Source organism: Pandoraea faecigallinarum (genome assembly GCF_001029105.3).
Lineage (GTDB): Bacteria > Pseudomonadota > Gammaproteobacteria > Burkholderiales > Burkholderiaceae > Pandoraea > Pandoraea faecigallinarum.
The window spans coordinates 2,894,914-2,910,082 of record NZ_CP011807.3 but is presented as its reverse complement, the minus strand read 5'-3'; the positions used below and the strand labels follow the sequence as shown (position 1 = coordinate 2,910,082).

Sequence of the window (15,169 nt, the reverse complement as noted above, 5' to 3'; positions counted from 1 at the left end):
TTCCGTAATTGCCCCCATTGCGGGCGTTTGGACAATCGCCGGTAATGGAAGGCTAAGGGTTGTTCTGTGGTTGTTAGACCGCCTGATGTTGTGAAGATAGCAATTTTTGGAGGCGCGAGGACAGCACTCGACCGCACGGGAGGTGGTCGCTATTCGGAAAATCTTCCCCTGGAATATCATGAGAAAATAGGCCGCCTGACATCTGACCAACTTGGCTGAAATCATTCGGTTACTATATTTTTATTTATTAAATATAAAAATGCGATGTATTTTCTGCAAAAAAGATTCGTCGTCGAGTGTGGCTATTGAGCATATAATCCCCGAATCATTGGGAAATTCGACACTAATGTTACCAAAAGGTACGGTCTGTGATCGATGTAATAATTATTTTGCCACGCATCTCGAGCAACCCATACTAAAATCGAATGAGTTTTTATATTTAAGGTTTAATCAAGGGATAAAAAATAAAAGACAAAAAATCCCCATGGCTTCGGTGATTTTTGGGGATAAAATTGTTAGCGCGCGTCGTCATGGGAAACTTAGTTTTTCTTTCAAGTCAGATGATTTCTCAAAAATAGAGGAATATCTGGACACGGGCGGAACCCAAATGATGATTCCCATTTCGGGAGCCGCTCCCGATGACATGCTGACGTCAAGATGGTTAGCAAAGATGGGGCTCGAGATGCTTGCATTTCGCTGGCAAAACACGGACGGATGGAATGATTATATAGTCGGGCATGAAGGACTCGATGAGGTTAGAAGATATGCACGCGCACCAAGGCCAGAGGAAAAATGGGATTACAGCAAACGTCGCATATATGGGCAGGATAATTCGACACTAACTTCGGACGGGCAATCAGTTCAAACGATTTGGGAGTGTGACATCCTCGCGACGGGGACAGCGGAAAGTAGTGAGTTTTATTTTGTGCTTGCAATTTTTGGTGTTGAGTATTCAATCAATCTCGGCGGAAACAGTATGGATGGATACCATCGATGGCTAGAGATTAATGATGGAAAATCACCGCTCTACAGCAACAAGAATTGATGAGATAATTAATAAATAATCATGAAGCTTGGTTTTTCTTTGATGTGGTCGACAATTCAATGAGAAATTCTCAGCGGAAGTTGCCGTCAGGCCCCATATTTTATTATTTATGAAGCCGCAAAGTTGCCGCTGTCAAAGAGCGTAGCGGATGTTGATGAGGAAACTGAATTCGTACGACAAGAAAATTGGGGATTTCGATTCGCGAACGTTGAGCATCGGCAATCTATGGGCGAATGGCGAATCAAGATCGTGATGACATGAGTAAGCTTGGAACGCTAACTGTGTCCGATAGGCGACTGTCGGCAAAGGCAGATGGCGAAGTATCCATCTTCGACAACTGGACGGCCGATTTCAAAGTGAAACCGACGCCTGAACATCTCATCTGCGATGCACGTTAACGGTCGGTTGCGGCCGATTGTAGTCATTACTGTATAGCAGTTGACGAATTTCAGGCAGTGGCGGCCGACTCGGTTGTTGCGAAGAATCGGCCGACTTACCTTAGTCCAGTTTGCGTGGGCGTCCGCCTCGTGTCTTGCGGTGCGAATCGACCCAGGCGATGTCTTCAATCGCTTTCCATAGAGGCTGTCCCATGGTGTCACCGACGCGCGAGTTCGCGTCACTTTTTGATTTCGCTCGAGTGGACGGAAGTCGAATTGGTATCGGAAAGTCTGGAAGTGTGACCACCCGCTCAAGTACTACGGCTGGGGAGCGTTGGAGGTACGAGCCAATTGTCTTCGCGTTCCAGAGTCGAATCGATAGCGGCAGCGCTGGCGTTATCCGGTCCGCCACCGATTGGGCGAGATGCTCCACGAGACGGATGCTGTCGATTTCAAGGGGGAGTCGTTGAGGCTCATCCATGGACGTTCTCCCGCGTAGCCAACCAAAAGCATCCTAGATCCTGATTCCAAAAGACTTGGCATTGATCCAAGCTTGCACCGACTTGTCGTGCTGCCTCAAAGGCGAGCACTATCGCTCTCGGGGCGTCGTCGCTGAGTATGTGATCGATAGGATGACGTTCTGGAACCGTGATTCCTCGGCTTGTCCAATAGCGTTTCTCGTTCATCTTGTGCTCAGCGAAGTCTTTTGTCAGGTACTTACCGAGATACGCAGCGAGCTTATGGCGCAGGCCCTTTTGACGGAACGGATTGCGTACGTCGACGTTGCCGTTATCTGCGCCGACAATGGATCGCCAAACGGAGCGAAGCACGCGATAGTTTTGTCGACCCTTTACGGCGATGTGCAGGTGCCACGCGCCTCGCTTCTGACGTTCTGAGACCGCCACGTACTGGAAGTCCTGAAACTTACCCAAGCGGCGACGTAAAGCATCGAAGTCCCGTTTCAGCCGGCTTCTATCCTGCATGTTTTCCCGGTAGGTCAACGTAATCATGCGATCCGCAGCGATGGCCTTACAACGCAATCTGACTTGCTGCTTCGCTCGCTTCGCCGCCGCCATTTGGTTGTTTTCCGAATTCTCAGATTCGCCGCGTTTGGCTTTCGGAAGGGTATGAAGCTGCTGAGCGCCCATGTAGCGGTCGAATCGGGTGGCTGTGACCTCGACTTGGCCATCCCCGAAGTTGCGTCCTCGGATGAGCCACTCTCGCCGGAAGGCGGCATCGTTCCCTAGAATTGGTTCCTGCATGGCAGCTCCTTTGTCATGCTTCATCGCGGAAAGTGTTGGCCCCGGTGCCCCGCATCGGGGCCTTTTTTCGTCCGGATCAACGTGTTGCTGTAGCTTCTCAGTCGGGCTTTACTTCCTCCTTGTCCGTTAAGTGTTACTGATATAAATCTAGGGCGCGCTTCGCGCGCCCCCGCCGTCCTCGGCCCTGCGGGCGGCGGCGGTCGCGCGAATCGTCCCGCTTTCCTCGGTCCGCTCCCCCTTTTCGGCGGGGTAAGAAAGACGGTTTTCAATGAGGGGAGGTGTGGCCGACGGCGGCGCTTCGGCGTTCGTCAGTGGTGCCACCCGCTGCTCGGTCGCGCGAGCCGCGCTGAGTCGCGCGTCAGCGGTCCGGACGTTGCAGACGTTCCCGTGAACCCTGCTAGCTCCGATATCGGCGCCGACACTCCCGACGCTAGATGCCCGCACGCGCTCGACCTGGAGCACCAAGAGAATCTCAGTGGCAGATGCGGTATCCGAATAGCTGTCCAGAAATCGCGGCAGGAAGGACAGCCCCGTGTTGTTGTCTGACGCCTTGTTGGTCGTAAGGCCGCCGATCAGGATGACGTCGCCGTCCTGGAGGCTGATTTCGGTGCTGACTTCCCGGGTGTTCAGCGTCGGAGATTTGTTAACACCGGTTGTCGTCTTCACGAAGTCGCTAATCTGCTGCGAGACGTGCAGATCAATTACGCAGTCTTTGACGGTCGGCCTCAGTTCAAAAATCACCCCGGACGAGTGGTATTCGACGGACTGGACCGGCTCGCCGCCGCCGCGAGGGTAAGACACCGACTTAAGTATCGGAACCTTCTGCCCCACCGTCAGCTTTCCGCGCGCCCCAGACCGAATGCGCAAGTTGGGGCTATTGATGACATGAAACCGGGTGTCTCTCGCCAGCGCAGAAAACACGGTGTCGAGGTCGCCCGTCTTAATTCGAACGGCATTACTCAGCTTTTCGCCTGTAACTTCGACGGATAGACCTAAGCCTTTCGAAAGCAGATCGAGCGCAAGTTGAAACGCAGAGCCATGTTCAGTGCTTTGTGTGACCTCGTAGGCGGTTGCACGTACCGCAACCTCGCCCACTGGCGTATCAACGCGAGGAAGCAATTGTGTGAGCGTTCGGATTTCCTCCTGAGTGCCACGGAAGACGAGCGTGTCTCCCTTCTGGTCGATGAGCATCGCAGCTGATCCTTCCGGAACGTTGCCGTCGATTCTTCCTTCTGGCGACGCGGGTACCTCACGGTTGACTGTGAATTGCCCTCGGAATATCGGTCTGACGAGATTCGCGAGATAGGCTGTGTCGCGATATTGCGGTCGGTATACGTAGGTGGACCGAGGGGGCTGAACCGGGACAACATCGCGTCGCTTGAACACGAAGTCGACGCCTTCGCGCTTTTCGATGGAGAACCCAAGCGATTCGATGAGTGACGCGAGGAAAGTCCGCAGGTCACCGCGCCTCGTGTTGAACCTCATGGAGACTATCCGCTGGTCTTCGAGCACTTCCGGCGCGATGACGTACGGCGTCCTGATGGCTTCGCTGTAGAGCAAGGAAAGGAGTTGCGCGACGTTGACGAACTGGAAGTCGAACGTCCCGGACGTTACCCGAGACGCTAATCGTGAGGCGGGACCGTGTTCCTTGGGCCCGTCCGACATACGGCGGCGCTCTGTGTCGTCCCGAATTTCGGGACCGTCATCGCGAAGCGCTGGCCCACGGTAATCGATCGGCGCGTGAACAATGCGAGGCATGTCCGCGATGACCGATGTGGAGGCCATCAAAAGCGCGCCCGCAAAAATGATCCTCATGACGCTCCTCCGAAGAACCGAGACGCGGGCCGTTGACCAGACCAAACGGTGACTTGTTGACCATCGACTTCGCCGACAATGTTGAGGCCACGATTGCGGAATCCTGCGGGGGACTCGACGCGGATCCGGCCCGAGCTGTCGCTCAGAACAATGTGCCGTTCGCCCGCAACAGAGTAGTGCCCGGCGACGCGCCATCGCTCGCTCGGAATTGGCATCGGTAATGGGGTCGAGTAGGGCGCGTCATCCTGTGTGGCGTGTTTATTCTCCGACGCAACCTGATTGGCCGAAGTCTCCGCAGCAGTTTGCGGATGAAAGTAACGCCAACAATACCAACCAGAGCCAATGGAACACGTCGCGTAAATCGCAACTTTGATCCACACTTTGGGGCTTCGCAGGATGTTGTGCCTGGCGTCGATAGCGCGCTCGTTGCCTTTGCCCCCTGCGTAAGACTGATAAAGCGGAAATATGGCTGGCTTGTAGGTCGTGATGTCGATGCTGATTTGCGCCGCTTTTGTGAGCTTCGCGCCGCTATACATCTCGATTCGATAGCGACGGTTCTGTCCGAGCACTTTGAGCTTTTTCGTGACAAACGTAAGTTCAATCACGGAGCGTAACTGCCGATGAAGGTCGGTAATCGACTGGATCATTAATGCGACGTCGCATGACACGCCAGTTTCTGCATGCACATAGTGCCGGTGCATACGGAAGAAGCGCATATGTTCGGGGGTGATCTTCTTCTCAGAAGACCAGAACTCCCATGCCTCGTCTACGGCGACGAGGTCGCCGGGCTTCACGAATGACTCGACTTCGGGCTTTGTCTCGTCAGGGAAGAATCCGTCTTTGCGTAAGTCTGAGTTTGTGACGGGGATCACTTCTCCAAGCCTTTTCGCGTTAGTTTTTCCAACGTCCTTGCAGTACGCGTAGATTTCCTCGGGGTTAATGCCATCGATATTCGTCACCACGCGTCGACCCGCCAGAACGGCAGGCACGATGACGTTGCTGACGACCTCATAACTTTTGCCAGACCCCATCAGGCCGGTGTACGCGTTGATTGCCATAGCGTTTAACCGATGATCGGCAAGCGCCGAATCAGGAAGCGCGTCGCCAAAGCGCCAACGATCATTGGTGCTCCTTCTGCGATGGCAAACAAATCGAGCCAGTACCAGACACCCGAGGGAATTCCTGAGAACGCGTCGTTGAGCTTGGCGGCGTCTGGCAGCAGGCCGCTGGATTTAATAACCGAGACGAACTCGGTGACGACATACCAAAGCACGAAGAACGCGCCCCACTTGACCACTGATGCGCGAAACATGAAGCCCAATACGACGTTCAGCGCACCGGAGAGAATCGAGAACAGTGGCATAGACACCTCAAGCTGAGAGGACGATCAGAATCGCGACGACGGCGAACGCGGCGAGCATGGCCTGACGCAGTTGTGGTCCGATGCGCTCGGCAATCGTGCAGTGGGCATCAAACGGAATGGACGCGTCGAAGACGTTGAGCGTTGCGCTCGGGCAGGCGCCGTTGCTTGAAGGCATCGACCAGGACTTGAGTTCGGACGTCAGATTCAAGAGCGGATCGAGGATCATCTTTGCCGTCGGTGTGTCTTCCAATTGGGGCGTAGTCGTTTCCGGAGCGTTGCCCAACTCGATGTCCACCTTCACCCGGTTGCCGATATCGACCGTCGGTCTGTTGACGACGTTAACGTCTTGTACACCTTCAACAGCCCGTTCGCGGTCGATCTCTGGATCGGGTTTCTTGTTCGGATCGCGTGCCGTGTCCGGGTTCGTTACTGGATCGATCTCGGGTTGTGTGCGCGGATCTGTTGCGGGATCGATTGTCGGAAAGGGATCGCCTCGTGGGCGGACTCGCGGCGAAATAGGGACAGTCGTCTCGTCCGGAGGATTGGCTGGCTCCAGAATGTCCCCGATGTATGGCACCTCCTTCGGGTTTCGTTTGATCCAGATCCAAACATCATCTTCGGTGACCGGTTCCGATTCGTCGTAAGGGAGTCCCTTGTAATCGGGGGATTCGGCGGCTTGCCACCAAGACTGATCCACGATGCTGGCCAGTGACTCCGCGCTGATTGGCATTTTGAGGATATCGCGACTCATGTCTGCGCGGGCGGCGTTCAGATCGGGATATAGCGTCTGGGAAGTCGTTCGATTCCGTCCGTGGAAAGCGTCGCGGGTGATGTCGAACATTTCGGGATTCACCTTGAGAGTGACCCATTCATGTTCAGCGGTGCAATCGGGCATGTCACTCTTTTTGCAGCGATGCTTGTTGGTCCACATGCGCTCGGCAAAGCCCGCGAACTCACCGTCTTCGTCAAACGTTTCGATGAGCCGCAGTTGCGGATCTTCGTCTCCCGGTTCGAACTCCCATCGCGCGCGCAAGTCCTCAAGTTCCGCAATCGACTGAAAGGGGATGCGAAGCTTGTGCTCCTGAAAACGGAGTGCAATGCCAGTTTCGACGGACGGGATCAGCGGATATTCATGGCATGCCGCACGCGTGTTCGCTGCGCTGCAGTCGGCTGTTCGATAGACGTGTGCACCTAGTCGCTTTAGCTTTTCGAAAAGCTTATATTCGGCTTGAGGCGTTACGAATTCGGGGTACGGAGGTAGGACGATTGGCTCATCAAGCGTATTTATGCGAACCACGGAAACGGAACCGTCGTAGGTCTGCCCGATAGCAACTTCTGCATTTCCCAGCGTGGCAAGCACTTGAGCGCCCGCGCCAACGATACCAAGCCCTGCAAGAATCGTGAGCCAGACGGGCACACCTGCGATAGACAGTCCGACCCCGACACCGGTCGAGAGGACATTGAGTGAGGTACTGGTTGTTGAGATCGCTTCGAGTGTAGCAATGATGCGGGGATCGTTTGCTGCGAAGCCGCGCGATGCCGCGATTCGCGTGATGATGCCACCGATCGCGCGATTCATGGCGAAGTTCGCCGCAGGTAGCGCCTGAGGGGCAGCAGGTTGTTGCGCGAGGATTGAAAGGAGCACGGCAGCCGCGAATATACGTTTCATGGTCATCCCCTCAGTCCTTGGACGACGGCCCATCCGCAAACGATTCCCCACGCGAAGAAAGTCAGATTCCACAGTTCTTGTATCGGCATGATCTTGGTTGGATGGCGGGAGGGGCGCTTCGGAGATCAGTCGAAGGGCCGGGCATCCTTAGCGCGCGTCGGATGCCGGGCCGCTTTGGACGGTTAGCCGCCCTTAACCAGGCTCAACACGATCTTTGCGCCGCGTAACGTGGCATACACACCGACCAACGTCAGAGCGGCAGCGATGATCGCGGATGCCGTCGAGCCCATGCTGATGCCGGACGTCAACGCGGACAAATCTCCGGCACTGCCGCCTTCCCCTGCGGCCTTAGCGAAGCAGGATGCCGCGGCCAAAGTGATGCCGACGCCGACGCGCATATTGACCGTGCGGACTCGTTGAAGCACTTCCTTCATGGTGGTTACCTCCGATTGAGATGCCGGGAAACGCCCGGCGCGCTGTGTCAGCCTCGGCGGATGAATCCGAGAACCGCACCCACATGGGCACTCACAAACCAAAGACCTACGACGGTTGCGAATGCCAGTGTCCAGAAAGCGCCCGCCTGGATGAAGTCGGGCGGGGGAGGAGCTTCGCTAGCACTGGAGACGTAAGCCCGTGTCGTGGCCAGCTTGAGGCGCGAAGCGCCGTTGCCGGGACATGCCAGAGAGTCGAGTTCGGAAATGGACTCATCGTGCAGTTGCGGACGGCAAATGAGTACGTTCTTTACTGAGCTAACGTGCGTCATGCGTCGTCAGTCAGAAAGTCATCAAAATCGGTACCAACGCCGCGTTCGTTGTCAGTACCTATCTCGAGAATCCTTTGCACCAACTCGTCTAGGTTCCTCGCAGTCGCGACTACACGGCGACTACCGACGTACTCTTGTTCTTCGTCGAACAGGTAGTTGTCGTAGGTCGGATCGTTTGTGTCGAAGTCGAATTCAGGAGGTGGGTCGAGGGATTCAACGATGTGCCAAATGCCGTCTCCCGGCCGATTAAAGTCATTCATGTCGCTCATGGCGGCCCTCGTCAGTTGAATTTGAATGCGCGGTATTGCATGACGTCTCGATGAGCATCGATTCGCACCGGTGAGCGGTCGTTGTGACGCGAGCGAGTGCTGATGAGGTGCAGCGCCGACATATGCCGACGGGGCGGAAGAAGAATCTCAGCTATTGGGACAGCGAATGCGCGTGCTGAGTGGGTAGGACTGTGCCTGGCGATTCGCCACGAGATAGATCGAACCATTGCAACCCCCATTTGTGCCACTGAGCGCGGCAGGGTGAAAAAAGCGAGCGGGGGGCCGAATTCGGAAACAGGCGGTCGGTAGGCCTACGCGGTCGACGACATGAGGAACGTCACTGAGCGATTTTAGGTGCGACCGTTTTGGAAGAAGTGGCGAAAGGTAGGAGCGATACAATTCGAGGGACAAGCGAGCCGTCCATCGATTGCGCCATTGCAAACTCGGCGTAGTAATCGCCTTTCTCGGTGTCTTTCAGCGAGTTGGGGAGCGTGACCGTGCCTACCACGGTCTCCTCGCCTTCACTGGTTGTTTGCCAAAGGATGCACTGCGCTGTTCGCATGTCGTATGGACGCCCTGTTTTGGAAGAGACGCCCTCACGGCGGATGACGTTTACGATCGTGAGCTTCTGCTTGCTGGTCATGTGAATCCTCCATTCCGTCGTAAGAAATTTACTGATTCGTAAAACCTGTACGAATCATATTGAGGATCCCTGCCTCGTGGTTTGGGAAGGTTCCGACAATGCGCGAAAGAATCATGGAGATCATCGATGCGGTCGTCCCGACCCATCGCAGATTTAAGGCACTAGAGGAGTTGAGCGGCGTGCGGGCGCAGACCTGGCGCAGCATCTACGAGGGGCGTCAACGTGCAACAGAGGATGCGATTCTCGCGCTCTGCAAGCACTGGCCTCAGTATGCGTATTGGTTGGGAACGGGGATGACGGACGAGGATCACGGGCATTCTTCGCCGGTGTTGGAGAGAGTGGAGCGGGACCGGAAGACGTTGAGGAGTTCGTCGGAGCTTCGATTGAAGTGAAGGCGGGGAGGGGGAGGTCTGATCGCTAACTGGTGTGGGTAAGACGGGGGCTTTGGTATGCGGGGGGCCAATTGAGTTGCTGAAGCTTACGCCGCCACAGTTTTTTGCGAAAGCAGGTAATTCACATCTTCATCGAGCTTATGGCATAAATCGTATACCTCGGTGGAGATGTCGCACATCTGATCGAAATAGGCTTCGTTGAAGTTGTCGGGAATCATGTCGAATCGTTGATTTGCTCCCACCATAGAAAGTTCGACAAGCCGTTCAGACAATTCGTTAAGGCGGTCTAATGTGTCGCGGGACGGCGTGTTGATACGCTGGGGCCAAGTCATGGAGGGTTCCTCGTACTAACCGTTTGAGATTCCCGCCACCCTCTGCAGGCCGCAGGGGTGGGTGGGCATTGAACTGGGTTAGCAGACCGCGACGAGTATGGTTCAGCGGCACGCCCGAAGGCGTCCCAATCCAAGCCCACCCATTGATAGATGTATGAAGGACATCGCACACTAAGACCGCAAGTACATGCGGCCGTGTGCCCATAAACTCATCTTCGGGCTGCTAAACCCGGTCACGTTTTGGGACGTGACGGTAGACAGTCTATTGGCGCTGCATGTGCGTTTCAAGCCATGGAGGCCGGGATTTTACGATTTAGCGCGAGATTCGGACGTCGCCCATAAGTTCTTCGGGATCATTCCTAGGCCTTGCAGTGGCCAGCCGCGTTTGCATTGGCAATTTTGGCATGTGGGCTGACATCGATGCGGTGCGTCGATAGCGTGTCGAACACCGGTCAGTTCATTTCGAGCAGATCGACGCAACCCATCGGATGCTCTCGACTGACCGTCGCGAGAGCGAGATTGGCTTTTGCCACTAACTCCATAGGTTTTAGGTTCTGAGCATAGTGCCCATGGGTAATACGATCCATACCGGCCCCTACAAGCTTAGCTACGGTTCGCAAGCTTGCCGCCAGCGCCACGCTGTCCAGTCTGGCTCCGTGCAGAATTAGATTTCGCTGCCGATATAGACGGTGAAGTGATTCTCCGATTGAGTCGCGAATCGTCTGTAGTTCTGGCTGTGGATTCGCTAACAACTTCCTAACTCGCGCGACCGCCGCTTGATCTGTGATTCCTCGCAGTTGGGGCATTGTGTTGTCGATAATCTTCCGAGCCACGATGCGCGACCGCTCTCGGTTGGTGAGCGCTTCTTTCAGAGCATGAAACTGATCGGGAAATTCGCGTTGCGCCTTGTACGACAGAGTCGTGAGTTCGGCTCTAGGGAATGAGCATGCCACTAATGTGGCTAAGTTGTCGGCGGCACTTGAGCGGTCACTCGGATCTGAAAGCAATCCTTCGATTGCACCCCAACCTCCAGCGACTGCTGCGGGAGGCGAGCTGTTTTCCAGGTGCGACAAGAGCTCAAGCGCAGCGTCGACACTAGGGCTTGAACTCGGTGTGAAAACACGGTCTCCATGGAGCAATTCTTTGACGCCAACTCCGCGCGAATCCTCGTTCATCGGTGCGGGTTCAGGACTTCCCTTAACCCACAGCCATGGCGCGTAGCTCAGGGGATTTCCTGATGCAAGTAACGCGCGTGCGGCATATCGGTCGGCCTCGGTGCGAGCGGCTTGCGCTGCGCCGACCCGGTCTCGGGCTTGCACGTGTAGCCGCATCCCGAATTGAGCTCTAACGCCTGACGTTTCGAAGCCGTGCTCGCGAAGCCAAGCAGTAACTTCTGGCCCTTTCAGCCAGACCTCAGGGACACCATTGCCTGTGGTCGGTGCGGCAGTGAACGCGAGCATTACTTCAAACTCGCGAACCGGATTTGCAGCCATTTCTGTTTGCAGACTATTGCACAACTCCTCAAGCGTGATTGGCTCCGGAGCATCCAAATAGCTCTTAATGATGCTGTGCATGTATGGTCCGGCGAAACCTGCATCGAGAATGTGCGCAGCGACGCTCCGTGCGAATGTCTCTACAGTGAATCTTCCTTTCGCGACGGCGTCTCCCCAGCGACTCAAGTAGTTCGGAGACACCCGGGCAGACAACTCACGTATTCCATAGTGAGCAGCACCATCGGCGCGGGGTACTTGATTCAACTGCTGTCGAAGAAACAGGCGCTCGTTGTCTGTGAACGCAGGATGTACGCCGATACGCTTCTGGAGTGACGACGCGATCCGCTTTATGGCACCCTCGCTGAGATGGCCATGCCTCATGGCTACGCAGGCTTCGTGAAGCTCCTCCATCGCAAGAATGGCCCCGATCCCCCAAAGAGACCGATGCCACGGTCGTCGGTCGGAAAGAAACTCAAGGAGCCTGATGGCGGCGGCATTCTGTGTTGGATTGACTGTTGATAGCATGTGATATATTATGCATGCACGATTAGTCCAGTGGACTGACCAACAGGCTAGGTGGGGCGCGACCCGAGACGATGCAACGGCGTAAGCCGCGAATTCCGAATGGCTCAAGCCCCCGTTTATTGAGGCCCCGCAAACGCGGGGCCTTTTCTTTTGGGGTTCTCGGAACATAAGGCATTTTTGGGAGCCTCTCCCCGTGTTACTTCTTTTTCGCGGCCACCCGGGCAGAGGCTGCTCGAATTCTCCTCGCACACCGGCTCAGCATGAGAGTTTTCCTGCGAGCACTACGACATTTGCGTTGCATTGCGTACGTTGAATGCGCTTGCGTCGAATTTAGGTGTGGAGAACAGGGTACGTTGCAAATCCGGTCTTCTCTAGGAAAGGCGCTGCTATGCAGATTTTCCGGATTTTTTTCCTCCAACTCTATGGGCGACTCGTCGGTAAGGCACTCGACGCCGACGACCGTTCTTGCCTTTGGACGACATTCCTGCAGTCATTGTGCTGGCCAATGAACTGTCCGGGTCAATGCGGGTAAAAAACTGAGGAGGATGAAATCCCGATGACGCACTTCGGAGGGTGTGCAGGGAGACTGCCTCGGGCAACATCTGTGCCTCTTTAAGTTCCAACACGAACGCCCTACTCAATCCTTCAAAATACTCAAAGAACTCGGCCCTCTTAAGGCCTGAGCACGAGCCAAAACGCTTCCAAATCTGGCTAGGTGTAAGGGTGTGGGTGGCGGCTACAACGGCTTGTCCGAGCACACTGCCTACGGGTTGCTTCACATATATCCATACTACGGTGCCTTCATCAACGTGCATGGTGCGCCGACGTAACTCGACGCGCTTGGTGCCCGCGAATATTCCGTTTGCGTGCCGTTCTTCTAGTGAGATCAGAACGTGTTCAGTCGAGGTCATGAGTTATACACCCTTGCGAGAATGCGTTCCACTTGTTCGCTGGTGATTGTTTGGGTGCTCAACAGCTTAACCGGTGTGCCGCAACCTATTTCTCTAAGAGTATCGCCGGAAACGTGAGCGGGAAGAACATTCAGGTTATCAAAAACGGTCACTGTTCTGGTTTCAGTCCGACCAATGGTGTCAAGTTGGTCAATATCGAAGACTGAGCGGTCAAGTTCGGAATGGCCCATCACACTTCGGTCTTGAAGGTATGCCCGAACGACTCTCCCGACGGCGACGAGGGCGCCGAGGCCGCCGTGATTCTGAGATTCGTAAAAAAAGATCAGCTGCCCTGTCGAGAACTTTGTTCGATTCTTCGGATGGCTGAGATAGTGCCGCTGCTGGTACAACTGCACGCGAGCTTGAGGGAGCAGCGAACCCTGGGGAAGGTGCCTCAAAAGGTGCTCTGAGAACTGTCGTCGAACAGGAGTGATCACGCCGCCACGTCCGGGTAAGCAAAATAAGCCCGGTGCGAGCAGACTTTCCAACCCGTGAAGCGATAAATGAGTACGGTTGCCATCCGCCGCATGAATCTCAATGTGCTGATTGATGCTCCTGAATGCTGGCGCGACTGATGGTAGCCGAACGCCACAATTTGCCATGAGGGACGCTCTCGTTTGCTCCCAGTTTACCTGTGTGACCACACTTCGAAGGACAATTTTATGAAGCTGCGCTTGGTTATTGCCGCCTGCTGTAAACCCGATAGAAATGGCTTCCTGTCGAATCTGGTACTGCTGTGCAGGAAAACCCAAGCGTACAAGTACAACTTGATTATGAGCGACGTCCTCGCTCAACTTGCTTAGCATTAACCGAACACAATCGGTAGCTGTCGGCGATTTCTCGTCAATCGCCATCAACGCATCGATGGAAGTTTGCCCCACCTTTTGGTGCCAAGTGATGTAGCCGACGACGTCTCCGTCGCTTCGTACGACAAATCGTCTACAAGGTCCCCCGTGTAGGTCTACCGCAGCCCACTCATTAAGCTGTTGGCTGTGGCCTATTTTTGACCGGGATAGGAGGCTTCTCGCTTCGGACTCGTCGTGAGGCTCCACAGCACTCAGTGTCAAGACGCGATCCTGTTCACTTCCGAAGGTTGTTACATCCACCGAATGAGTGTCTTGTAACGAAAATGCAGTAGGTGAAAGAACGTCAAGGCCATATTGTGTACGGAGACTGGGGGCCGCACGCAGTATCGACATATCACTGCTGACCAGACCATTCAGGCGATGGAAGATCGCGGTAGCAAGGTGTTTAAGGTCCGAGGTGTCGTTGACCGTCAATGCATTTCGCTGGCTACGATCGGGGAAAACTAACTCTGCGAGGTCGGCAATAAGCTCGCTCAACTCATCGTCAGGCGGCCCAGAATACGTGGGCAAAATCGACGCAAAGTCTTGCATTGGGTCGGTTTTCCCATCAGGGCAATTGCGCTTTAGTTCCTCAAGAATCTCGGAGCTAATCGCTAGGCTGCACGCTTGCATGCGTTCGGCTCGAAACAAGTTGGCGACATCGCTTCTGCGGTGTCTTCTTGGTCCTAGATCGAACAAGACATTCATATCTAGCAGGTAGATTGGCTTTTCAGTGCCTGACAAGAAGCTAAATCCGAGCGGATTCTTCACGTCGATCCCACTGGGGCCGAACAGTTGGGGCGACGCTAGTTCGTGGTTGCGAACCAAAATCTTCCTTCGGCGCTTGCCGCGACTCGCCCCTCCATCATCCAATCGCTGAACATTGAAATTCTGGCGTTCCCAAAAGGAATTGGACTCCGTCATATCTTCAGCAACTCGGGCCTCAATCGAAAGGTATTGCAGGTTTGAAAGGTAAATTTTCAATTCTGAGATTAAGCTTTCGGCAATGCCAAGACGACGATGTCCGGGATCAACAAAGACTTGCAGCACCTTAGCTCTCGGCTGTCTTAGGTCAAACAGGACATGGCCGGCATACAAGCGTTGCTTTCCCAACTCTGTGATCGCAACGAAAATGTTGCCCTTCAACGCGTACTCGAGATAAACAGAGTCGGGGTAAAACCCGAGAGAGGCCTTGTCTGAGTCCGCAGCCGCAGTAACGTCTCCAACGAACGAAATTACTTCCTGAGGCTGGGTCAATATCGAAAAAATTCCCCGAGATTTATTCATGGCTTGTGCTTTGTCTTTTGAGGCCAAAGAAAGAATCACTGCTTCAAGCGTGTGCTTTTCATTTCCAATGCGATCATGAAGAGATACACAGAATTCCGTTCGAGAATTTTACAATGTTTGGCAGGGCGTTCGTTGGGTC

13 protein-coding genes and 1 pseudogene are annotated in these 15,169 nt (G+C 54.7%); 3 read left to right on the top strand and 11 right to left on the bottom strand.

All coding sequences use genetic code 11. The annotated features are described in order from the left end of the window. Positions 1 to 259 precede the first annotated feature (259 nt). Positions 260 to 361 (top strand): annotated as a pseudogene (locus AB870_RS27540) (HNH endonuclease); the annotation flags it as partial. A gap of 123 nt (positions 362 to 484) precedes the next feature. Then, positions 485 to 1,045: a hypothetical protein gene (locus AB870_RS25620; protein WP_237169933.1), complete on the top strand. Its 561-nt coding sequence runs from the start codon at positions 485 to 487 to the stop codon at positions 1,043 to 1,045. An 850-nt stretch (positions 1,046 to 1,895) separates the two neighbouring features. On the opposite strand, the gene AB870_RS12635 is transcribed toward AB870_RS25620, so the two are convergent. The 8 genes from AB870_RS12635 to AB870_RS12600 all read right to left on the bottom strand — a co-directional run bounded on the left by AB870_RS12635 (position 1,896) and on the right by AB870_RS12600 (position 9,206). Continuing rightward, entirely contained in the window at positions 1,896 to 2,684 is a 789-nt protein-coding gene (locus tag AB870_RS12635) for a rolling circle replication-associated protein (protein ID WP_047908149.1), read from the bottom strand. Between the two features lie 147 nt (positions 2,685 to 2,831). After that, positions 2,832 to 4,499, bottom strand: coding sequence for a type II secretion system protein GspD (locus AB870_RS12630; RefSeq protein ID WP_064674826.1), 1,668 nt, complete (start codon positions 4,497 to 4,499; stop codon positions 2,832 to 2,834). Continuing rightward, complete coding sequence (locus AB870_RS12625; RefSeq protein WP_047904989.1) at positions 4,496 to 5,557, bottom strand: zonular occludens toxin domain-containing protein; 1,062 nt, start codon at positions 5,555 to 5,557, stop codon at positions 4,496 to 4,498. Before AB870_RS12625 ends, AB870_RS12630 begins: the two co-directional genes overlap by 4 nt. A gap of 5 nt (positions 5,558 to 5,562) precedes the next feature. Then, positions 5,563 to 5,862 (bottom strand): DUF2523 family protein, encoded by a 300-nt coding sequence (locus tag AB870_RS12620; RefSeq protein ID WP_237169932.1) that lies wholly within the window; start codon positions 5,860 to 5,862, stop codon positions 5,563 to 5,565. Between the two features lie 7 nt (positions 5,863 to 5,869). Continuing rightward, positions 5,870 to 7,537 carry an IgG-binding virulence factor TspB family protein gene (locus AB870_RS12615; RefSeq protein WP_167362699.1) on the bottom strand — a complete coding sequence of 556 codons (1,668 nt, stop codon included), beginning with the start codon at positions 7,535 to 7,537 and terminating at the stop codon, positions 5,870 to 5,872. A gap of 176 nt (positions 7,538 to 7,713) precedes the next feature. Continuing rightward, a complete protein-coding gene (locus AB870_RS12610; RefSeq protein WP_047904987.1) occupies positions 7,714 to 7,965 on the bottom strand; it encodes a hypothetical protein in 252 nt (83 codons plus the stop codon). A gap of 325 nt (positions 7,966 to 8,290) precedes the next feature. After that, positions 8,291 to 8,563 carry a hypothetical protein gene (locus tag AB870_RS12605; RefSeq protein ID WP_047904986.1) on the bottom strand — a complete coding sequence of 91 codons (273 nt, stop codon included), beginning with the start codon at positions 8,561 to 8,563 and terminating at the stop codon, positions 8,291 to 8,293. 337 nt (positions 8,564 to 8,900) lie between these two features. Next, a complete protein-coding gene (locus tag AB870_RS12600) occupies positions 8,901 to 9,206 on the bottom strand; it encodes a hypothetical protein (protein ID WP_047904985.1) in 306 nt (101 codons plus the stop codon). 113 nt (positions 9,207 to 9,319) lie between these two features. Between AB870_RS12600 and AB870_RS12595 the strand changes: the two genes are divergently transcribed. Then, complete coding sequence (locus AB870_RS12595) at positions 9,320 to 9,598, top strand: hypothetical protein (protein WP_064674825.1); 279 nt, start codon at positions 9,320 to 9,322, stop codon at positions 9,596 to 9,598. Between the two features lie 86 nt (positions 9,599 to 9,684). On the opposite strand, the gene AB870_RS26375 is transcribed toward AB870_RS12595, so the two are convergent. The 3 genes from AB870_RS26375 to AB870_RS12585 all read right to left on the bottom strand — a co-directional run bounded on the left by AB870_RS26375 (position 9,685) and on the right by AB870_RS12585 (position 15,069). Beyond that, entirely contained in the window at positions 9,685 to 9,930 is a 246-nt protein-coding gene (locus AB870_RS26375; protein ID WP_157112309.1) for a hypothetical protein, read from the bottom strand. 452 nt (positions 9,931 to 10,382) lie between these two features. Beyond that, positions 10,383 to 11,948, bottom strand: a complete 1,566-nt coding sequence (locus AB870_RS12590; protein WP_047904983.1) for a hypothetical protein — start codon at positions 11,946 to 11,948, stop codon at positions 10,383 to 10,385. Between the two features lie 907 nt (positions 11,949 to 12,855). Beyond that, positions 12,856 to 15,069: a GNAT family N-acetyltransferase gene (locus AB870_RS12585; RefSeq protein ID WP_084663658.1), complete on the bottom strand. Its 2,214-nt coding sequence runs from the start codon at positions 15,067 to 15,069 to the stop codon at positions 12,856 to 12,858. Positions 15,070 to 15,169 lie beyond the last annotated feature (100 nt).